The sequence below is a fragment of the Archangium minus genome, assembly GCF_044360475.1.
In the GTDB taxonomy this organism is placed as follows: domain Bacteria; phylum Myxococcota; class Myxococcia; order Myxococcales; family Myxococcaceae; genus Archangium; species Archangium minus.
Window position 1 is genome coordinate 298,111 of sequence record NZ_CP043494.1, and the last position, 18,801, is coordinate 316,911.

Sequence of the window (18,801 nt, forward strand, 5' to 3'; positions counted from 1 at the left end):
GTTCCTGGAGTTGAACGCCTCGAGCGGCGCTTGTTCGCTGTCCGCTCGGGGCGTTTCTCTTTTCCGGGGCTCGTTTGCTCCGGGCTTGTGCACAAGGCAGCATGGCCCCACTCGTGTTCCGTTCCACGGACCGATGTGGGGGGCCATCCATGATGCTGCGCAATCTCGTGTTCGAAGGTGGGGGTGTGAAGGGCATTGCCTATGTGGGCGCCCTCCAGGTGCTGGAAGCGAGGGACCTGATGCGCGACGTGGAGAACGTGGCGGGGACCTCGGCGGGTGCCATCACCGCGGCGCTCGTGGCGGTGGGGGCAACGGCAGACGAGCTGCGCTCCGTTCTGGGAAGCACCGACTTCGCCTCCTTCATGGATGGGCCCGGGTGGATCTTCCGCGACGCGGCCCGGCTCTTCGAGCACTACGGCGTCAACAAGGGCGACGCGTTCGAGCAGTGGTGCCGGCAGCAGATTGGCCACATCACCCAGCGGATGCTGGGTGAGGCCCAGCCGGATCTCACCTTCGCGCAGCTCGAGGCCTTGGCTCGGCGCGAGCCGGGTCGCTTTCGCAAGCTGTTCGTGGTGACGACGAACCTGAGCCGTCAGCTTCCAGAGGTGTTCTCCGCGAGCACGCGTCCGGATGTGCCGCTGTGGCGAGCGGTGCGCATGTCCATGAGCATCCCCCTCTTCTTCGAGGCGGTTCAGTTCGAGCAGGGCGTGTACGTGGACGGGGGCGTCTCGTGGAACTACCCCATTGATTTGTTCGACGGGGTGAAGCGCCAGCCCGTGATAGGGCTCCCATCCGTGTCGCCCGAGGTGGGCGTGTCTGCCGAGACGCTGGGCTTCTTCCTGGGGACCCAGGAGCAGATCTCCGCTGCACGGCAGGACTGGAGGCCGCTGCCGGTCTCCATCACGGGGATGAAGAGCTACACCCAGGCGCTGTTCAGCTTCATGCTGCACACGGCCAGTCTCCTGCACGTGGACGAGGCGACGCTGGGCCGCACGGTGTTCATCGATAACGCGGGTGTGGGCACCACGGACTTCACGCTGTCGGATGAGCGGATGCAGCAGTTGGTGGACAATGGTGTGCTCGCCACGACGGAGTGGCTCGAGCGCAACGCGCAGCGGCTCTCTCCGGTCCGGGTGGCGGCGGGGGGCTGAGCCGCCCCATCTGCTCGTTCCTGGATATCTCACCCGACCCGCAGGGGCGGGCGGGCGCGGCGGGCGTCAGAATGCCGGGGTAGGTTGGCCCCACCCTCATGCCCCGCTACCGCCTTTCGCAGAGCGATGCTGTCGAGTGGCTCCGGAGCCTTCCGGACGCCTCGGTGGATCTCGTCATCACCGACCCTGCCTATGAGTCGCTCGAGAAGCACCGCGCCATCGGCACCACCACGCGCCTCAAGCACAGCAAGGCGTCCAGCAACCAGTGGTTCCGCATCTTCCCCAACGCGCGCTTCCCCGAGCTGTTCGAGCAGGTCTGGCGGGTGCTCAAGCGTGACTCGCACTTCTATCTGTTCTGCGATCCGGAGACGATGTTCATCGCCAAGCCGCTCGCGGAGGCGGCGGGCTTCCGGTTCTGGAAGCCCATCATCTGGGACAAGATGCACATCGGGATGGGCTACCACTACCGCTCCCGCTACGAGCTCATCCTCTTCTTCGAGAAGGGCCGGCGGCGGTTGAGCGACCTGGGGGTGGCGGACGTGCTCCCCGTGCCGCGCGTCTACAGGGGCTACCCGGCGGAGAAGCCCACCGGCGTGAGCGAGGTGCTCATCCGGCAGAGCAGTGCGCCCGGAGACGTGGTGGTGGATCCGTTCCTGGGCTCGGGTTCGGTGGGCGTGGCGGCGGTGCGGCTCGGGCGCGACTTTCGAGGCACTGACATCTGTGACGAGGCGCTGACGGTGACGGAGGCACGCCTGCGTGCCGAGGGCGCGGTGTCCGAGGAGACAGGGGAGACGCGAGAGGTGCTCTTGGCCCGAAGCGGGTGAACGAGCTGCCGTGGGAGGCACGGATGACTGGACACGAATACGCGGACCTGGTGGCCAGATACATCGTGAAGAACTACGCCTCGCGCGGGGTGAAGGTGTACCGCGAGGTGCACGTTGGCAAGACGCTCACGGGACGGGGGCGGCGCGTCGACGTCTTCGTGCTCGAGCCCGCCACGCGCACCGCGCTCGCCATCGAGTGCAAGTACCAGGGTAGTGTCGGCTCCGTGGATGAGAAGATTCCCTTCGCCCTGCAGGACCTGGAGAGCATGCGGATCCCCGTCTGCATCTCCTACGCGGGGGACGGCTTCTCGCAGGGCATTCTGCACATCCTCTCCGCGTCTCCCATCGCGGCCTACTGCCTGCCCGGCGCGAAGACGCTCACACCCTCGAACGAGACGCGCGAGCTGGACTGCCTCCTCGCCATGACCTTCAAATGGTGGGACGTGCTCGTGCGCGGCAAGAAGCGCGTGGCGCTGTGAGCCCTTCTTGCCATCAGCCCTTGTCTTCCTCTGGAACGGCCCCACCCGGCAGGAGCCGATGCCCCTCGAAGACTGTCAGCACTTCGATGCCATCTCGGGCCACCCGGTACACGATGCGATACGAGCGAAGGAGAACCTCACGGATGTCCTCCCTGTCGACCTCGGGTACTCGGCGTCCTGCCTTGGGTGTAGAGGCTGCCTCGTGCGCTCGCTGGCGTAGGCGCTCGATCCACTGTCGTGCCGCACGCGGATCATCCTCAGCGATATAGCGGCCGATAGCGCGTAGGTCCTCGACCGCTCGGTGGGTCCACCGGACGCGAGCCCTACGGCTCATGCTTCCCGAACTCGTCATCCAGCAAGGTGCCGAGCGTTTCATCGGAAACCACTCGACCCGCGTCGGCGTCGGCAAGCCCTTCGCCGACTGCATCAAGGAACCGTGCCCGGTAGGTGAGCCGGTCGAACTCTTCCGGAGAGAGGAGCACCGCAGCGGGTTTGCCGCTCTGGGTGATGACCACCGGCCGTCGGTGTTCCCGCAGGCGGCGGACGACCTCGGATGCACGGGCCTTGAAGTCGGCGATCGGCAGGATGTCCTCTGAAATATGGAGCGGCTTCATGGTCACCCTAATGGTCATCCGGATGACCCGAAGATAGACCTGAATGCGTGCTTCTTCCAGAGCTGCGATGAGCACCCCTCTGCCCCATACGTATGCCCGATCGCCTGGCTGCCTGTCCGTGGAGGTTTACTCCGAGGGGGCGGGCGCGTTGGTGCGGCGCAGGGGCTGTTCCGGCAGGAACAGCGTCAGGAGGAAGCCCAACACCGAGATGAGGATGGCGATGCGGTAGATGGCCGAGATGGCCTCGGTGAAGCCCTCCTTCAGCGTCTGCTCCACCTCGCCCACCGCGGCCACCGCTCGCGCTTCTTCCGCCTGGAGCTGGGAGAGCGCCTCGGCCCTCGCGGAGCCCTCGAGCCTCGCCTCCACCTCGCGCTGCCGTGCCGCGAAGTCTTCTCGCAGGTCCGCTTCGAGCTGCTTCGCCGGGAAGGCCTGTCCGGCTCCCATTTCCTCGCCGCCGCTCCCTCCCGTGCCAGGTGCCGGGAGTCGCTCGCGCACCTCGGGGGGAAGCCGGGCGGTGGTGCCTCCGATCATCGACGAGGCCAGGGTCGCGGCGAACACCGTGCCCATCAGCGCCACCCCGATGGTGGACCCCATCTGCCGGAAGAAGGTGACGGCCGACGTGGCCACGCCCACCTGCGCCGGCGGCACCGCGTTCTGGATGGCCAGCGTGTACAGCGGCAGCGTGGGTCCCATTCCCAGGCCCACCAGCACCATCTTCACCGTGACCTCGGTCTGCGTGGACTCGGGCGTGAGGGTGAAGCCCATGATGGCGTAGCCCACGGTGAGCACCACCAGCGCGCCGAGCATCAGCATCCGGTAGCGGCCGATGCGCGAGACGAGCTGCCCCGCCATCACGTTGCCCGCCACGACGCCCAGGGTGAGCGGGGTGAGCGTGAGCCCCGAGCGCGTGGCGGACAGGCCCACCACGTTCACCATGAAGAGCGGCAGGAAGACGACCGCCGACAGGAACCCCGCCCCGAGGATGCACACGGTGGCGTTTCCCACGGCGAAGATGCGGTTGCGGAACAGGCCCAGGTCGAGCAGCGGATGGCCGACCCGGCGCTCGATGAGGACGAAGAGCACGAAGCCCACGAGCGACAGTGCGAAGAGGCCAAGGATGGGCGCCGAGCCCCACGGGTAGCCGCCTGCGCCCGCGGGTGCGGAGCCGCCTCGGCCCAGGCTGAGCGCGACCAGCAGTGGCACCACGGCGAGCACCAGCACGAAGGCGCCGACCAGGTCGATCCGAGGGCGCGTCCCCCCCATGCTCTGCCGCAGCGAGGGCATCTTGAGGAGGATGAAGACGAGCGCCACCACGCCGATCGGGAGGTTGATGAAGAAGACCCAGTGCCAGCTGAACGCGTCGGTGAGGAAGCCGCCGAGCAGCGGGCCCACCACGCTGGAGAGGGCGAAGACGCCGCCGATCAGGCCCTGGTACTTGCCTCGCACGGCAGGGGGAAACAGGTCCGCCACGACGGTGAAGGCCGAGGTGAAGAGCGAGGCACTGCCCAGGCCCTGCACCACGCGGGCGAGGATGACCTGGAGGCTGGTGCGCGACAGCCCGCACAGCACGCTGCCCGTGACGAAGATGAGGATGCCGATGACGAGGATGGGCTTGCGGCCGAAGATGTCGGACAGCTTCCCGTAGATGGGGAGCATCACCGTGGAGGCCACCATGTACGAGGTGGCGAGCCACGGGTAGTGGGCCGCGTCAATGTGGAGGTCCGCCTGCATGGCGGGGCCCGCGGTGGCGACGATGGTCTGGTCGAGCGCCGCGAGTAGCAGGGCGAGCAGCACGCCCGTCATCGTGACGACCTTCTGGGCTCGGGTGAGCTCGTGGGCGTGGGTGGGCGGTGCCATCCGTGAGGGTCCCCCTGTGTGTCCCTCTCCCCTGGAGACTGGGCAGGGGAGGCCTCTTCTCTATGCACGAGAAGGCCACCGTGACGGCTGAGACGTTGGCTGGATGACAGTGAAACGGTGCACTGCGCAGTTCTGCGCGAACGCGGTGCCGTGTAGCGTCTTCAGTCCACACTCAGGCGCCCCGTGAGTCGGTGGGCCGAGGAGAATCACCATGCGCGCTTTGCAGCTCGAGCGGTTGGAGGGTCCCGAGGGTCTCAAGCTGGTGGACATGCCAGAGCCCGAGGCGGGAGACGCGGTGCTCATCGACGTGGTGGCGGCCGGAGTGAGCTTCCCGGACCTGCTGCTGACCAAGGGGCAGTACCAGATGAAGCCGCCGCTACCCTTCGTGCCGGGCGTGGAGGTGGCGGGCGTGGTGCGCAGCGCTCCGGCGGGCGCGGCGGTGAAGGCGGGAGACCGGGTCATGGCCTTCACCATGTTTGGAGGCTGGGCCGACGTGGTGGCGGCGCCTCCGGGGATGACGTTCCGCGTGCCCGAGGGCTGGAGCTTCGAGGCCGCCGCGGGGACGGTGATGAACTACCACACGGCGCACTTCGCGCTGCACCGGCGGGGCCGGCTCAAGGAGGGCGAGACGCTGCTGGTGCACGGCGCCGCGGGGGGCGTGGGCACGGCGACCATTCAGGTGGCGCGCGGCGCGGGGGCGCGGGTGCTCGCCGTCGTGAGCAGCGAAGAGAAGGCGGAGGTGGCTCGCAGCGCGGGCGCGGACAAGGCGTTCCTGTCCACAGGCGACTGGGTGTCGCAGGTGAAGGAGGCGACCGGCGGCTGGGGCGTGGACGTGGTGATGGACCCTGTGGGTGGGGACATCTTCGACCTGAGCCTCAAGTGCCTCGCTCCCGAGGGCCGGCTGCTCGTGGTGGGCTTCGCGGGCGGGCGCATCCCCGAGGTGAAGGTGAACCGGCTGCTGCTCAAGAACGTGGACGTCGTAGGCGTGGCATGGGGCGCCTTCGTGATGCAGGAGCCCCAGCTCACCGCGGAGATCGCCAAGGACCTGGCGGCCCTGGCGGATAAGGGCTTCGTGGAGCCGCTCGTGGGCCAGGTGTTTCCTCTGGAACAGGCGGGGCAGGCGCTGCGTGAGCTGGACTCGCGCAAGGCCACGGGCAAGGTGGTGCTGCGCGTGCGGCAGGCGTAGGCCGCGTGTGTTTGACTCAGTGCGCCGTGCCCACGCATGGCCACTTCCCTTCGTGCGCTCCGGTGAGCGGACTCGCTAGCATCCTCCCCCTCCACGCATAGGGGGACGTACCGATGCTCACCGGACGCATGATGGACTTCCCGCTCACGCTCACTCACTTCCTCGAGCGAGCCCGCACCTACTTCGGCCGCTCGGAGATCGTCAGCCGTCAGCCGGACAAGTCCTTCCACCGCTACACCTACGCCGACTTCTACCGGCGCTCCTGCAAGCTCGCTCACGCCCTCACCCGGCTTGGTGTGAAGCCCGGTGACCGCGTGGCCTCGCTCTGCTGGAACCACCACCGCCACCTGGAGCTCTACTTCGCCGTCCCCTCCATGGGCGCGGTCATCCACACCCTCAACCTCCGCCTCCACCCCAACGACCTCGCCTATATCGCTCGCCACGCCGAGGATCGCATCATCGTCGTGGATCGCTCGCTCCTGCCGCTCCTCGAGAAGTTCATCGCCGCCGTGCCCTCTGTCGAGCACGTCATCGTCATCCCCGATGATGGCCCCACCCCCCAGGGACGTCTTGATTACGAGGCGCTGCTCGCGCCCGAGCAGGACTCCTTCGTCTGGCCCACGCTCGACGAGCGCTCCGCGGCGATGCTCTGCTACACCTCCGGCACCACCGGTAATCCCAAGGGCGTTCTCTACAGCCACCGCTCCTGCGTGCTGCATGCGCTCACCTTGTGCATGAATGACACGTTCGGCATCAGCGAGCCCGACGCTGTCCTCCCCGTAGTGCCCATGTTCCATGCCGCTGCCTGGGGGCTACCCCATGGAGGGGTGTTCACCGGCGCGAAGCTCGTCTTCCCCGGGCCTCACCTCGACCCGCAGTCCCTCCTGGACCTCATGGCCGGCGAGCGCGTCACCCTCGCCGCCGGTGTCCCCACCATCTGGCTCGGTATCCTCGCCCTGCTCGACCAGGAGCCGCAGCGCTGGGATTTGCGCAGCGTGCGCACCATGGCCATCGGCGGCTCCGCTGCTCCTCCCGCGATGATTGAGGGGTTCCTCCACCGCCATGGTCTCGTCGTCACGCACGCCTGGGGCATGACCGAGATGAACCCCGTCGGCACGCTCGCGCGTCCGCGTCGGCAGCATGAGCACCTGCCTCAGGCTGAGCGGCTCGCTATCCGCTCCACTCAGGGTTATGCCCTCCCGCTCGTCGAGGTTCGTCATGTGAGCGACTCGGGCCAGGTGCTCCCCTGGGATGGCGAGACCATGGGCGAGTTGGAGGTGCGTGGGCCCTGGGTCGCCTCCTCGTACTACAGTAGCGAGGGCGCCGACCGGTTCACCCCGGATGGTTGGTTCAAGACCGGCGATGTCGTCACGCTCGACGCCGAGGGTTATGTGCGCATCACCGACCGCTCCAAGGACGTCATCAAGTCCGGCGGCGAGTGGATCAGCTCCGTGGCCCTGGAGAACGCCCTCATGGCTCATCCCGCCGTGCTCGAGGCTGCTGTGTTCGCCGCGAAGGACCCCAAGTGGGACGAGCGTCCTCTCGCCGCTGTGGTGCTCAAGCCGGGTCAGGCTGTCTCGAAGCAGGAGCTCACCGCTCATCTGGAGCAGCGCTTCGTGAAGTGGTGGTTGCCGGATGACTATGTCTTCATCCCCCAGATTCCTCGCACCTCCACCGGCAAGTTCTTGAAGACGAAGTTGCGCGAGGACTATGGCGACCACCTGGTGAAGATGCAGCGCTCGGAGGGGTGAGGCTCGAGGGCGCTCGGTGGGGGCTCGGGGTTCTCGATACCCTCACCCCGGCCCTCTCCCGGAGGGAGAGGGGGTGGGGGTGGCTCCGAAACGGAGCGCGTCGTGGCCTACCCTCGTGATGGCTTCGTCTCCCTCACTCCTCCCGTACTGCACCAGCGCCACTCCGTAGTGGAAGGCTCGGAAGCGCGCTCGGTCCCAGGTGGCCTCGTCGATCTCCCCGTAGGCCTCCCGGAATGCTCCTCGCGCCTCCGGCGGCAGGAAGGTGAAGGCGATCGTCAGGTCGATCGCCGGATCCCCCAGGTGCACGTCTCCCCAGTCGATCACCCCCGTCACCGTGTGGTGCTCGTCCACCAGCAGGTGCCTCGCATAGAGGTCTCCGTGCACCCAGCAGGCCCGCCTCTTCCAGGGCGGCGTATCCACCAGCCTCGATATCCAGGCGCGCACCGCTGCTCCGTCTACCTCCGCTCCTTCCTCCTCCAGCTTCGCGAGCCGCTCGAGAATCATCGGCGCGCGTTTCTTCAGGTTCGCGCGGTCGAGCTCGTCTCCCGGGCCTCTCGCCAGCGTTTCGTCGTCCACCGGGATTCCGTGCAGCGCCGCTAGGAAGCTACCGAGCGTCGCGGCGTTGCGCAGGCGCTCCTCGGGCGTCCATGTCACCGCGCACGCGGTGACTCCGGGCAGCAACTCGTACCCGGCGAAGGGGTAGGGGTAGCTCTCCTCGGGGCGGCCGAGCCACACCGGCTCGGGGATGCGCAGCGGTAGGTGGGACGCCAGCCGGGGCAGGAGTCGTGACTCGTGCTCCAACAGCCTCACGGCAACCTTCCGGCGTGGGAAGCGAAACACCCAGCGTCCGTTCACCGTGTAGGCCGTATTGTCCCAGCCTGTCCCCAGGGGCTCCATCCTCGCGGGCGCCAGCTCTGGGAACTGTCGCTCCACGAGCCCGGTGGCGTCCTCTCGCGTCAGGGTGATGTCCGCTTCCCATACAGGTGCCATGGCTCTTGCTCGTGTGCTCGTGACGTTCCCGTCAGCCAGTGCTTGCGGGGAGTTGACCCGAACTTTCCTCGGGCTCGTGTGAGTGTGCGCGTCCTCGTCCAACCGGAGGCACGTATGTCGTTCAACCGCCGCAACTTCCTGCGTCTCTCCGCCGTGAGCGGAACGGCGCTCGCCCTGGGTCCGGCCTTCTGGCGCAATGCCTACGCCGCTCCCGCTCAGCCTGGCAACAGCCCCTACGGTGCTATCTCCGGCTCCGCCGATGCCAACGGCGTGCGCCTGCCCGCGGGCTTCTCCTCTCGCATCATCGCGCGCTCCGGCTCCAAGGTGGCCAGCACCGGCTACACCTGGCACGGCGCTCCGGATGGGGGCGCCTGCTTCCCCGTCTCGGGCGGCGGGTGGATCTACACCTCCAACTCCGAGAAGGCCCTGGGCACCGGCGGCGCCTCGGCCATCAAGTTCGACGCCGGCGGCACCATCGTCGGCGCCTACCGCATCCTCTCCAACACCACCTCCAACTGCGCCGGCGGTCCCACCCCCTGGGGCACCTGGCTCTCCTGCGAGGAGTACTCCGGTGGTCGCGTCTGGGAGTGCGACCCCACCAAGTCCTCCCAGGGCGTGCTGCGCGCCGCGCTCGGCACCTTCTCTCACGAGGCCGTCGCGGTGGACTCGGATGACTACCGTCTCTACCTCACCGAGGACAGCACCAGCGGTCGCTTCTACCGCTTCACCCCGTCCTCCTATCCCTCGCTCGCCTCGGGCACGCTCGAGGCCGCTCGCGTCTCCGGCGATCCGCTGACCGGCGCCACCGTGACGTGGGTGCCCGTGTCCGCCTCCAAGCCCGCCTCCCAGCAGTCCAATGCCTCGCAGACCACCGTCTTCAACGGCGGCGAGGGCTGCTGGTATGACCGCGGCACCGTCTACTTCACCACCAAGGGCGACAACCGCGTCTGGGCCTACACCCCGGAGACCTCGCGCTTGGAGATCATCTACGACGACAACATCTATCCGAACTCGCCCCTCAAGGGCGTGGACAACGTCACTGTCTCCTCCTCCGGCGACATCTTCGTGGCCGAGGACGGGGGAGATCTCCAAATCTGCATCATCACCCCCAATCGGATCGTGGCCCCGCTCCTCCAGCTCGTGGGTCACAACAGCTCGGAGATCACCGGCCCGGCCTTCAGCCCGGATGGGAAGCGGCTGTATTTCAGCTCGCAGCGCGGCACCTCGGGCTCCAGCAGCGGCGGCATCACCTTCGAGGTGACCGGGCCCTTCCGCACGTAGGGCAGACAGGCCTGCTTCGGGGGACTGTGGCGTATCGCCACAGCCTCCCAGAACGCCACACCGGCCTCTGTGGCGGAACGCCTCGGAAGTCCCTCGGGGCCTCTTCCTCCCAAGGCAGGGCCGGGTGGCACGTGGATCGCAATGCTCCTGACCGTGCTTTCGATGAGGTCAGTGATGACGAAGCGGGACTCCAGGTCGATGTGGCTCGTGGTGGCGGGGCTCGCGGTGGCCCTCGTTGCGAGCGCCATCGTGTTGCACCGGCAGGGCTCCAGCCTGGCGAGCCTCGTGCCCCTGTTCTTCGTGTGGGTGCAGTTGACGGTGATTCTCCTGCCCCTGCACCGCGTGCCTCGCCTGGCCACGAAGCTCATCCGCCAGCACGTGCCGCCAGACGCTGTGCGCTCGCGGTAGTGGCGCTGCGCTCAGGGGGTGCTCTTGGGCTGGAGGAGCTCGGTGGAGAAGTAGCGCTCCATCCGGTCCGGGAAGAGCGTCACCACCTGGGCATGGGGGCCCAGCCGCTTCGCCGCCTCTACCGCCGCCGCGTAGTTGAGCCCCGACGAGGGACCCACCGGGAAGCCTCGGCGCAGGAGCTCCCGCGCGGTGCGCATCGCCACCTCGTCCGAGATGTTCAGCTCCACCAGCCCTGGCAGGTCCGCCTCGCGGTACAGCTTCGACAGGCCGTCCACCACGCCCGGCACGCGTGAGCTGAAGCTGCAGCACTCCATGTCACTGCCCAGCCCGGAGATGGGCCGCGCCACGAAGGGGCTCACCGGACAGCCCGCCTCCGCGAAGGCCTGGTACAGCCCCACCACCGTGCCGCCCGTGCCCACCCCGCTCACCACCGCGTGCACGAGTCCGCCTGGCACCTGGGACAGAATCTCCTGCCCCGTCCACACCCGGTGCGCTTCCGCGTTGTCCGGGTTCTCGAACTGGCGCGGCGCGAAGGCCTTGCGCTCGCGTGCGATCTCCTCCGCCCGTGCGATGGCGCCTCGGATGCCCGCCTCGCGCGGCACCAGCTCCACGTTGCCACCGTAGGCGCGGATGGTGAGCACGCGCTCGCCCGTGACGCCCTCGGGCATCACCGCGGTGAACTTCAGGCCCATCTGCGCAGAGGCCAGCGCCAGCGCGATGCTCGTCGAGCCGCTGGAGGCCTCCACCACCTCGCCACCCGGGCACAGCTCCCCCAACCGCCACGCCTTCTCCAGCATGTAGCGCGCGATGCGGTCCTTCGTGGAGCCGCTCGGGTTGAGGAACTCCAGCTTGCACCAGATGGTCGGGCCCTCCGCCTCCAGGCGGACGGGGACCAGCGGCGTGGGACCGATCGCCTGGATGAAGCGACCATCCGCGGGGAGCGGGCGACAGGGGGGACGGTGGGTCGTCATGGCAGAACTCCTGAGCTCCGCCTCACATATCGTGAAAGCCCCCGCTCCGGGAGTTCCCCTTCCAGCAGGGGCTCTGGCCCTCTGGCCGCTCGCCAGGATGTTCCCTGTTCGGAGGGCAGTGTCAGAAGCTCAGGCCGAGGCCCGCGAACGGTCCGCCCATCCTGTCCCGGTGCACCACTCCGTCCACATGGCCGCGGTCATCCAGCAGCAGCCCACGCCAACCGGCGCGCAGGGTCAGCACGCCCAGGTGCACCGCCAGCGCGGCCTGTCCGTCCAACTGCAGGTGCGGTACCGGCACCCACTGGAGCCGGCCTTCCAAATCCAGCGGCCCCAGCAGACAGCGCTCGAAGGACAGGGCCAGGCTTGGTCCGATGAAGGTGACGTCCGGCGCTCGCGCCGCGGCCACGCCTCCCTCCATGCGCAAGCGGCCTCGTTCGCCCACGACTGGGGCGAACGTCACGTGTGCCTCCGCCAGGTGGATGTGGTCCTGTCCTGGCGTGCCGTCGTCCGTGTTCAACGACAGCCCGGTGAAGCGTGTGGAGATGCCCCAGTGCCGCTCCTCGAAGCCCAGGTTGAAGCCCACCGACCCACCGTCTCGCACGGCGTGTCCCTCCACGCCCATCCGCACCATGACCGGGTGGCTCGGCTCGTCTGGCTCCTGCGTCGCCACGGGATACGGGCGGTAACGGTGGTATGGGATGTAGGTTCCGTCGATGGCGATCCACCCGGGGACCGGAACGATGACGGGCCTCCGGGGACCCTTGTCCGGACGCCCTCCTCCAGGGTTCGGAGAGTCGTCGTCATCGGAGTCCTGGCCCACCGGTGTGGCGTCATGGACCCGCTGGCCCTGGCTGCTGGCTCCGTGGGCGTGCTCCTTCCACTCGGTGTAGCGGCCGGACGCGCGAGAGCCGGAGCCGCTGCTAGAGCCCCCAGATGCGCGAGAGCCTGAGCCGCCGGAAGAGCGAGAGCCCGAGGAGCTGGAGCCGCTGGAGCCTCTCGATTTACCGAAGCGGGCCTCGGCCGGAGTGGTGCTGAGGAAACACCCTGCCGCCAGAGCGACATGGAACAGCTGCTTGGGGGTCGGCACGGGAGCCCTCCTGGGAATGCGGTTCCGCGTGGGACCATCCAAGCACCTCTCGGTCCGCACGGTCGGCGCTCCAGGCGCGGGTGCCGCATGCTCGACAGGGGGAGTGTCCATGTCAGGAACTCTCCACCGTCGCGAGTGTCGTCCGTCGCACGGCGGCGCCTGACGAGCGGTGGTAGCCTTCTGGCTCATGCTGTTCCTCGACCTGGAAGCCTATGCTCCTCCGGATGAGCGGACCGCGAGCCTGAGCTCGCTCATCGTCAATCCCGCTCGGCCGGGGCACGTGTTGCTGGGCGGGTGTTTCTTCAGCAAGCGCTTCGCGGACCCTCTCCCGGAGGCTCCGGCGCTCGAGGGGCTGTGGCTCTGGAACTTCGGCTCCGAGGCCGCCCTGCTCAAGGCCATCAAAGCGCGCTTCGAGGACGAGTGGCGGCGGCAGCGCGAGGAGAACGTCCGGATTCTTGGCAAGCCGGCGGTGGACCTCGTCGTCTGCGGCGCGGGGATCGCCAAGTTTGATCTCCCGGCGCTCTACTGCCGCTCCCTCTTCAACGAGATTGCCAGTCCGGCCGAGCTGTTCGAGGTCTTCTTCAAGGCGCGTCCCATCGATCTCGCCAACGAGGCCAGCTTCCTGTTCCCCGAGGAGCCCGTGCTCTATCCCAAGACGACTCGGGAGATGGCCGGGCGTCTGGGATTGCGAGAGCGGAAGGGCTCCAGCAAGAGCGTTTGGGACAGCTACGAGGGTCGTGATTACGGCGCCATCGAGCAGCGGACCGCGGACGAGCTGCGGCTCGTGCTCGACATCTACAAGCGCCTACAGGGGCGGATCTCTCGCCGGGAGCCCAAGCCTCGAACGCCTTGACCGAGGGCTCAGGCGGCTTCGCGGAGTTGCTCGACGAAGCGCTGGGCGGAGACGAGCTCGACACCGTGGTAGCGGGAGAGATCCTGGGCCACTGAGTCGGGCGTCTCTCCGTCGCGCAGCCGCATGCGTACGTTGTGCTCGAACGGCTCGAGGAGGCGCTGGGCCTCCTCCCCCGAGGCCACCGGCTTCGGCGCGGCCCGTCGAGGTGCGGCCTTCGCCAGCTCGCCACGCGCCTGCACGTACGAGACGAGGTTCGAGGCGAGGAAGTACCACGTCATGAAGAAGGAGATGGCCCCCCACCAACCGAGCGTCAGGTTCCGCAGGGTGTGGTGCCAGAAGGCCCGGCCCAGGCAGCCGCGGCACAGCTCTCCCTGGGTCGTGTACTCCCGGCGCAGGAGGAGCATCCCCACGTTGTGATGGAGCTCGACATAGGTTGTCGGCTCGGACTGATAGCAAAGGTCGCACCGCATGTGGGTGGGAGGATAGCCTGAGGGCCCCTGTCCAGGCAGGCCGAAGCGGCGCGGGCCCGGCAAGTCCCCTGCCTCTCGCGCCGGGGCGGGGGTCGTGAGAGCATGCGCGGGTGTTGTTGGGTCGACCCAGGGCTGGGCCATGACGATTCGCGCCAAGGTGTTTCTGTTCGCATTGATGGCGGTCGTGCTCGTCTGCCTCATGGGGCTCCATCTCTTCACTGGCGCCCACCAGAGCCAGTTGATGCGCGAGCAGGTGACCACCCTCCAGGAGCAGCTCGATAGCTACAACCGGTTGCACGCGCTCGCCTGGCCCTACCTGAACCAGCTGGCCCAGGCGCGGTTGACGCGAGCGGACACCTCGCTCGTGCGGAGCGAGCTGGCGAAGCGAGTGGAGCTGGAGATGGTGCGGCTCGAGGACAGCTCGTCCCGGCAGTACCGGTGGGAGGAGGACCGGACCGTCGAGCAAGAGCGCATGGAATTCCAGGCGCTGAGCGACGCCCTGCTGGCCTGGGCGACGTGGGCGGAGTCCCGGGTGCGCGCCCTCCCGGAGGGCACGTCGGTGGGCTCCACGGTGGAGTGGTTGCTGTACACACGGTTCGAGCAGAGCGTGGGCCCACTCATCGAGGACCTCCAGCGGGCGGAGCATGGCGAGCTGCAGGCGCTGCGGAGCCGGTGGGACGAGAGCGTGCGGTTCGGCCAGCTGCTGGCGATGTTCTTCCCCCTCCTGTGCCTCATGCTCGTGCTGGTGCTCGCCTTCGCCATTGTCACGCCCATGCAACGCTCGCTCAAGGAGCTCTCCTCCGTGGCGGAGCGCATCGGGCGGGGCGACTTCGACATCCGCACCTCCGCCACGGGGCTCGACGAGCTGAGCATGCTGGCGCACGCCTTTGACCGGATGGCCCGCGAGCTGCGCGACCTGCTCGAGGAGAAGCAGCGGCTCATCAAGGCCGAGGCCGAGACCGCCGAGCGTGAGGCCCTCCGCTACCAGTCCTTGCTGGAGAAGACGGTGCTCGCGCGCACCGTCGAGCTCGCTGAGACCAATGACCGTTTGAAGGACAGCCTCTATCAGCTCCAGGCCGCGCAGGAGCAGCTGCTCTTCGCGGATCGGCTCGCGTCCGTGGGAAGGCTCGCCGCGGGCGTGGGACATGAAATCAACAACCCGCTCGCCTACATCCTCAGCAACCTGCGCTACGTCCAGCAGGAGCTGGGAGATGCGAATGGCCCTCCGTCAGAGGAGGCCCGGCAGGAGATGCTGGCGGCGCTCTCCGAGGCCAGCGAGGGCGCCGAGCGCGTGCGCCTCATCGTGCAGGACCTCAAGGCGCTGTCGAGGCCGGATGACGTGGCGCTCGGCCCTGTGGACCTGGCGGCGGTGGTTCGGGGCTCGGCCAAGATGGCCCGGCATGAGCTTCGGGATCGCGCGAACCTGGTGGAGGAGTGCTCTGGCGTGCCTCTGGTGAAGGCCAATGCGGCGCGCCTGGGGCAGGTGTTCCTCAACCTGTTCATCAACGCGGCGCATGCGATTGAGCCGGGCCGAGCGGCAGAGAACGAGATTCGCGTACTGGCCCGGGTCTCCACCCCCGGCAAGGTCACCGTGGAGGTGCGCGACACCGGTTCTGGCATTTCCCCCGAGCACCTGCGGCGCATCTTTGATCCGTTCTTCACCACCAAGCCCATTGGCGTGGGGACGGGGCTGGGCCTGTCGGTGTGCCATCAGATCATCACCTCGCTCGGTGGGGACATCCGCGTGGAGAGTGAGAAGGGCAAGGGCACGAGCTTCTTCATCACGCTGCTCGTCGCCGAGGGCTCCGGCACGCCCGAGCAGTCAGCCGCCTGACATTGGCGCGAGGCAAGGGCTTTGCGAGCGCACGATGTTCAACGCTCGGCCTCGTAAAATTCCGCACGCCCCCAGCGTCGGGAAGCGGGCATCCCCATCATGTTGTCGCAAGCCAGCCGACACATGGAGGAGGAACGAATGCCACCGCGTGGAGTGAAGAACCCGAAGCGCCAGCGCCAGTACGCGAAAATCAAACAGTCCGCGCGCAAGCGTGGGGCGAGCGAGGGGCGCGCCGAGGAGCTCGCGGCCCGTGTCGTGAACAAGCAGCGCCGGAAGGCCGGTGAGACCAAGGGCTCGTCGAAGAGCACCTCGAAGCGCTCGACGAAGAGTGCGTCGAAGAGCGCGTCGCGCCGGGCGAAGCCGGCTCGTAGCTCGCGTAGCAGCGCGGGCAGCAAGTCCCGTGGCCGTACCTCGGCGAGTGGCCGCACCGGGCGCAAGTCGAGCAGCGCGTCGCGTTCACGCAAGTCGAGCAGCGCGTCGCGTTCGCGCAAGTCGAGCAGCGCGTCGCGCTCGAAGAAGTAGGCGCGGGGCTTGGCTCAGCCCCCGAGCGCTGCCTGGTACACCCCGGCCAGCGCTCGCGCCTCGTGCGCCACGCCGAAGCGCGCGCGGGCCTCCTCGGCCGCGTTGAGCCCCACCTGTCGCACGCGCTCGGGCTCGCGGAAGAGCATCCGCAGCAGCTCTCGCAGCGTGGCCACGTCTCCGGGCTCGTACATGAAGCCCGTGCGTCCGTGCTCGATGACCGCCGGCACATGCGGCAGCCGCGTCACCACCGGGCAGCACCCGCACGCCATCGCCTCCACCAGCACCATGGAGAAGGCCTCGCCGTACGAGGGGTGCACCAGGATGCTCATCCCCTGGTACCAGGGCACCACGTTCTTGTGCTCGCCCGCGAGCACCAGCTCTCCGCCCGTGGACTCGCGCAGCTTCTCCGCCCACGCCGCGTCCTTGCCCTTCGCCAGCCCCACCAGCACGGACTTCCACTCGGGGAACTCGGAGAGCAGCGGGCGGATGGCCTCCACGAAGTCACCCTGGCCCTTGTTGGGGCGCACCCGACCCACCACCCCCACGCCATAGCGCCCACCCAGCCCCAGCGCGCTCCACGCCGCCGCTCGGTCCGCCGGAGGCACGAAGCGCTCCAGGTTCACCCCGTGCGTCACGATTCGCGAGGGAATCCCCATCCACTCGGCGCCCTGCGGGTTGAGCGTGACGAGCTGCTCGGCGTAGCGCGCGATGAAGCGGGTGAACCAGCTCGGCGGGTACGGGCCGTGGCGCGTGTACACCAGCCGCACCTGCCTCCCCAGCAGCCTCAACAGGAAGCCGAAGAGCAGCTCGTTGTTTCGGTGCGCGTGCCACACCACCGGCTCCTCGCGCAGGCGCCTCCACAGCTCGCCCCACGGAATCCTCGGCACGTCCGCTGCCAGGTGCTTGCCCAGCGCCCTCGTCTCCATGAGGCGCGCCAGCTCGGGGACGATGAGCTCGGTGTGCGCCGTGACTCCAGTGCGGCGACGGTGGAAGTGCGGATGAACGACGAGCGGCATGGCGTCGGTGTCTCTACTCCAGATGGTCCCTCCCGTCATCCGAGCCGTGTGCCCGCTCGCCCTGCGGCCTGCCCCGAGCCGACAGGGGCCCGCTCGTGAAGAAGCACCCGAGTCCAGAGGTTGACTTCTGGAGGTTACCTCTGGAGTCACCATGGACCGTACGGGCAGTGCAGACCTTCCCCTCCATTCTGGCCGCGTGCCGGACTGGCTCGCCGAGCGCATGGCGCGCATGAGCCGCGTGCTGGTGGAGGCGCTCGTCCTCCACTACGGCCGTCACGAGGTGCTGCGCCGGCTCGCGCACCCCTTCTGGTTCCAGTCGCTCGGCGCTGTCATGGGCATGGACTGGCACTCCTCGGGCGTCACCACCACGGTGCTCGGCGCGCTCAAGCGCGGGCTCACCCCGGGTGGCCGTCAGCTCGGGTTGTACGTGGTGGGCGGCAAGGGCGTGCAGGCGCGCCGCACCCCCGACGAGCTGCGCATCATCGGTGACCGGGTGGGCATCGACGCCGACGCCCTCATCCGAGCCAGCCGCCTGGCCGCCAAGGTGGACAGCGCCGCCGTCCAGGACGGCTTCGAGCTGTACGCCCACAGCCTCATCCTCTCGGACGACAACGCGTGGGCCGTGGTGCAGCAGGGGATGAACCCCGAGGCCCGGCAGGCCCGGCGCTACCACTGGTTGTCCGAGGGGCTCGGCAGCTTCGTGGACTCGCCTCACGCCGCCATCCACGGGCCCAACCAGGGTGTCATCCTCAACCTCACGGACAAGCGCGCCGCGATGGCTCGGGCCGCGCAGGTGGAGCTCGTGTCCCAGGGGCCGGACGTGGTCCTGGGCGCGCTGCGCAAGCTGCGTCCCCAGCCCGCCCCCGAGCCCTACACCCCGCCGCTACCCCACCTGCAGATGCCCGTGCACGAGGAGGTGGCGCCCGGTGATGTGTTGCTGCGCAGGCTCCACGGCACGCTCGCCGCCGCGGCCGAGCAGGGCCCCAAGGACTTCTCCGAGCTGCTCCTCACCTCCGGCGTAGGCGCTCGCACGGTGGCGGCGCTGGCCACCGTCGCGGAGGTGCTCCATGGCTCGCCCGCGCGCTTCACGGATCCGGCGCGCTTCGCCTTCGCCCAGGGCGGCAAGGACCGGCAGCCCTTCCCGGTGCGGCTCGACGTCTACGACGAGACCCTGCGTGTCCTGCGCGCGGCGGTGGACGCGGCGAGGCTCGGCAATGACGAGAAGCTCCAGGCCCTGCGCGAGTTGGATCGGCAGGCACGCAGGCTCGAGGCCGTCACCACCGGCCCCTCCTTTGAGGAGCTGGTCCAAGCCGGTTGGAAGGATGCTACGGAGTTGCTGCCCACGGAGGCTCCTCCTCGCAGGCCCTCGGGACGTCCCGGCTGGCGGCGTGCGCCTCGTGCTCGGGCCCAGCTGGAGCTGCCCGGCCTGGGGGATGACACGCCTGGAGGCTCCTCCCGTCACTCGGGGTGACGTGTTCCCTGTGGGGGGCTCCCTCTCCTGGAGGGG

The 18,801-nt window shown here is 68.5% G+C and carries 19 protein-coding genes; 11 read left to right on the forward strand and 8 right to left on the reverse strand.

Going from position 1 to position 18,801, the window contains the following annotated elements:
* Positions 1-149: 149 nt before the first annotated feature.
* The 3 genes from F0U60_RS01345 to F0U60_RS01355 all read left to right on the forward strand — a co-directional run bounded on the left by F0U60_RS01345 (position 150) and on the right by F0U60_RS01355 (position 2,454).
* Positions 150-1,151, forward strand: coding sequence for a patatin-like phospholipase family protein (locus F0U60_RS01345; RefSeq protein WP_395813074.1), 1,002 nt, complete (start codon positions 150-152; stop codon positions 1,149-1,151).
* A gap of 98 nt (positions 1,152-1,249) precedes the next feature.
* Positions 1,250-1,975 carry a DNA-methyltransferase gene (locus tag F0U60_RS01350; RefSeq protein ID WP_395813076.1) on the forward strand — a complete coding sequence of 242 codons (726 nt, stop codon included), beginning with the start codon at positions 1,250-1,252 and terminating at the stop codon, positions 1,973-1,975.
* Positions 1,976-1,998: 23 nt separating this feature from the next.
* Positions 1,999-2,454: a PD-(D/E)XK nuclease superfamily protein gene (locus tag F0U60_RS01355; RefSeq protein WP_395813078.1), complete on the forward strand. Its 456-nt coding sequence runs from the start codon at positions 1,999-2,001 to the stop codon at positions 2,452-2,454.
* Between the two features lie 13 nt (positions 2,455-2,467).
* Here F0U60_RS01355 and F0U60_RS01360 read toward each other — a convergent pair whose 3' ends face one another.
* From F0U60_RS01360 to F0U60_RS01370, 3 genes are read right to left on the reverse strand one after another with little or no spacing between them, the layout of a single operon-like run.
* Complete coding sequence (locus F0U60_RS01360) at positions 2,468-2,788, reverse strand: type II toxin-antitoxin system RelE/ParE family toxin (RefSeq protein WP_395813080.1); 321 nt, start codon at positions 2,786-2,788, stop codon at positions 2,468-2,470.
* Complete coding sequence (locus F0U60_RS01365; protein WP_395813082.1) at positions 2,778-3,143, reverse strand: type II toxin-antitoxin system Phd/YefM family antitoxin; 366 nt, start codon at positions 3,141-3,143, stop codon at positions 2,778-2,780. The genes F0U60_RS01360 and F0U60_RS01365 overlap by 11 nt, the downstream gene beginning before the upstream one ends.
* Before the next feature lie 51 nt (positions 3,144-3,194).
* Positions 3,195-4,925 carry an MDR family MFS transporter gene (locus tag F0U60_RS01370; protein ID WP_395813084.1) on the reverse strand — a complete coding sequence of 577 codons (1,731 nt, stop codon included), beginning with the start codon at positions 4,923-4,925 and terminating at the stop codon, positions 3,195-3,197.
* A 211-nt stretch (positions 4,926-5,136) separates the two neighbouring features.
* Between F0U60_RS01370 and F0U60_RS01375 the strand changes: the two genes are divergently transcribed.
* Positions 5,137-6,111, forward strand: coding sequence for an NADPH:quinone oxidoreductase family protein (locus F0U60_RS01375; RefSeq protein ID WP_395813087.1), 975 nt, complete (start codon positions 5,137-5,139; stop codon positions 6,109-6,111).
* A gap of 113 nt (positions 6,112-6,224) precedes the next feature.
* Positions 6,225-7,862, forward strand: a complete 1,638-nt coding sequence (locus F0U60_RS01380) for a long-chain fatty acid--CoA ligase (protein ID WP_395813089.1) — start codon at positions 6,225-6,227, stop codon at positions 7,860-7,862.
* Between the two features lie 42 nt (positions 7,863-7,904).
* Here F0U60_RS01380 and F0U60_RS01385 read toward each other — a convergent pair whose 3' ends face one another.
* Positions 7,905-8,852, reverse strand: coding sequence for a phosphotransferase (locus F0U60_RS01385; RefSeq protein WP_395813091.1), 948 nt, complete (start codon positions 8,850-8,852; stop codon positions 7,905-7,907).
* Positions 8,853-8,966: 114 nt separating this feature from the next.
* On the opposite strand from F0U60_RS01385, the gene F0U60_RS01390 reads away from it, so the two are divergent.
* Positions 8,967-10,133: an alkaline phosphatase PhoX gene (locus tag F0U60_RS01390; protein ID WP_395813093.1), complete on the forward strand. Its 1,167-nt coding sequence runs from the start codon at positions 8,967-8,969 to the stop codon at positions 10,131-10,133.
* Between the two features lie 174 nt (positions 10,134-10,307).
* Entirely contained in the window at positions 10,308-10,541 is a 234-nt protein-coding gene (locus F0U60_RS01395) for a hypothetical protein (protein WP_395813095.1), read from the forward strand.
* An 11-nt stretch (positions 10,542-10,552) separates the two neighbouring features.
* Here F0U60_RS01395 and F0U60_RS01400 read toward each other — a convergent pair whose 3' ends face one another.
* Together F0U60_RS01400 and F0U60_RS01405 are read right to left on the reverse strand one after the other, a co-directional pair.
* Positions 10,553-11,512 carry a PLP-dependent cysteine synthase family protein gene (locus F0U60_RS01400; protein WP_395813097.1) on the reverse strand — a complete coding sequence of 320 codons (960 nt, stop codon included), beginning with the start codon at positions 11,510-11,512 and terminating at the stop codon, positions 10,553-10,555.
* A gap of 121 nt (positions 11,513-11,633) precedes the next feature.
* Entirely contained in the window at positions 11,634-12,599 is a 966-nt protein-coding gene (locus F0U60_RS01405) for a hypothetical protein (protein WP_395813099.1), read from the reverse strand.
* Positions 12,600-12,786: 187 nt separating this feature from the next.
* On the opposite strand from F0U60_RS01405, the gene F0U60_RS01410 reads away from it, so the two are divergent.
* A complete protein-coding gene (locus tag F0U60_RS01410; protein ID WP_395813101.1) occupies positions 12,787-13,452 on the forward strand; it encodes a hypothetical protein in 666 nt (221 codons plus the stop codon).
* Between the two features lie 8 nt (positions 13,453-13,460).
* Here the strand turns inward: F0U60_RS01410 and F0U60_RS01415 are convergent, their stop codons facing one another.
* Entirely contained in the window at positions 13,461-13,922 is a 462-nt protein-coding gene (locus tag F0U60_RS01415; protein ID WP_395813103.1) for a hypothetical protein, read from the reverse strand.
* 139 nt (positions 13,923-14,061) lie between these two features.
* Between F0U60_RS01415 and F0U60_RS01420 the strand changes: the two genes are divergently transcribed.
* A complete protein-coding gene (locus F0U60_RS01420; RefSeq protein WP_395813105.1) occupies positions 14,062-15,756 on the forward strand; it encodes an ATP-binding protein in 1,695 nt (564 codons plus the stop codon).
* Positions 15,757-15,894: 138 nt separating this feature from the next.
* Entirely contained in the window at positions 15,895-16,278 is a 384-nt protein-coding gene (locus F0U60_RS01425) for a hypothetical protein (RefSeq protein WP_395813107.1), read from the forward strand.
* Positions 16,279-16,292: 14 nt separating this feature from the next.
* Here F0U60_RS01425 and F0U60_RS01430 read toward each other — a convergent pair whose 3' ends face one another.
* Positions 16,293-17,294, reverse strand: coding sequence for a glycosyltransferase family 4 protein (locus tag F0U60_RS01430; RefSeq protein WP_395813109.1), 1,002 nt, complete (start codon positions 17,292-17,294; stop codon positions 16,293-16,295).
* Positions 17,295-17,445: 151 nt separating this feature from the next.
* Here F0U60_RS01430 and F0U60_RS01435 point away from each other — a divergent pair, with 151 nt between their 5' ends.
* Positions 17,446-18,765, forward strand: coding sequence for a DUF763 domain-containing protein (locus F0U60_RS01435; RefSeq protein ID WP_395813111.1), 1,320 nt, complete (start codon positions 17,446-17,448; stop codon positions 18,763-18,765).
* Positions 18,766-18,801: the final 36 nt, after the last annotated feature.

What these genes read in the sequence shown, in the direction of transcription:
- F0U60_RS01355 (WP_395813078.1), top strand. Translation starts at nt 1,999, where the DNA reads ATGACTGGACACGAATACGCGGACCTGGTGGCCAGATACATCGTGAAG.
- F0U60_RS01425 (WP_395813107.1), top strand. Translation starts at nt 15,895, where the DNA reads ATGCCACCGCGTGGAGTGAAGAACCCGAAGCGCCAGCGCCAGTACGCG.
- F0U60_RS01415 (WP_395813103.1), bottom strand. Translation starts at nt 13,922, where the DNA reads ATGCGGTGCGACCTTTGCTATCAGTCCGAGCCGACAACCTATGTCGAG.
- F0U60_RS01420 (WP_395813105.1), top strand. Translation starts at nt 14,062, where the DNA reads ATGACGATTCGCGCCAAGGTGTTTCTGTTCGCATTGATGGCGGTCGTG.
- F0U60_RS01430 (WP_395813109.1), bottom strand. Translation starts at nt 17,294, where the DNA reads ATGCCGCTCGTCGTTCATCCGCACTTCCACCGTCGCCGCACTGGAGTC.
- F0U60_RS01345 (WP_395813074.1), top strand. Translation starts at nt 150, where the DNA reads ATGATGCTGCGCAATCTCGTGTTCGAAGGTGGGGGTGTGAAGGGCATT.
- F0U60_RS01375 (WP_395813087.1), top strand. Translation starts at nt 5,137, where the DNA reads ATGCGCGCTTTGCAGCTCGAGCGGTTGGAGGGTCCCGAGGGTCTCAAG.
- F0U60_RS01380 (WP_395813089.1), top strand. Translation starts at nt 6,225, where the DNA reads ATGCTCACCGGACGCATGATGGACTTCCCGCTCACGCTCACTCACTTC.
- F0U60_RS01360 (WP_395813080.1), bottom strand. Translation starts at nt 2,788, where the DNA reads ATGAGCCGTAGGGCTCGCGTCCGGTGGACCCACCGAGCGGTCGAGGAC.
- F0U60_RS01370 (WP_395813084.1), bottom strand. Translation starts at nt 4,925, where the DNA reads ATGGCACCGCCCACCCACGCCCACGAGCTCACCCGAGCCCAGAAGGTC.
- F0U60_RS01390 (WP_395813093.1), top strand. Translation starts at nt 8,967, where the DNA reads ATGTCGTTCAACCGCCGCAACTTCCTGCGTCTCTCCGCCGTGAGCGGA.
- F0U60_RS01385 (WP_395813091.1), bottom strand. Translation starts at nt 8,852, where the DNA reads ATGGCACCTGTATGGGAAGCGGACATCACCCTGACGCGAGAGGACGCC.
- F0U60_RS01435 (WP_395813111.1), top strand. Translation starts at nt 17,446, where the DNA reads ATGGACCGTACGGGCAGTGCAGACCTTCCCCTCCATTCTGGCCGCGTG.
- F0U60_RS01350 (WP_395813076.1), top strand. Translation starts at nt 1,250, where the DNA reads ATGCCCCGCTACCGCCTTTCGCAGAGCGATGCTGTCGAGTGGCTCCGG.
- F0U60_RS01395 (WP_395813095.1), top strand. Translation starts at nt 10,308, where the DNA reads ATGACGAAGCGGGACTCCAGGTCGATGTGGCTCGTGGTGGCGGGGCTC.
- F0U60_RS01410 (WP_395813101.1), top strand. Translation starts at nt 12,787, where the DNA reads ATGCTGTTCCTCGACCTGGAAGCCTATGCTCCTCCGGATGAGCGGACC.
- F0U60_RS01400 (WP_395813097.1), bottom strand. Translation starts at nt 11,512, where the DNA reads ATGACGACCCACCGTCCCCCCTGTCGCCCGCTCCCCGCGGATGGTCGC.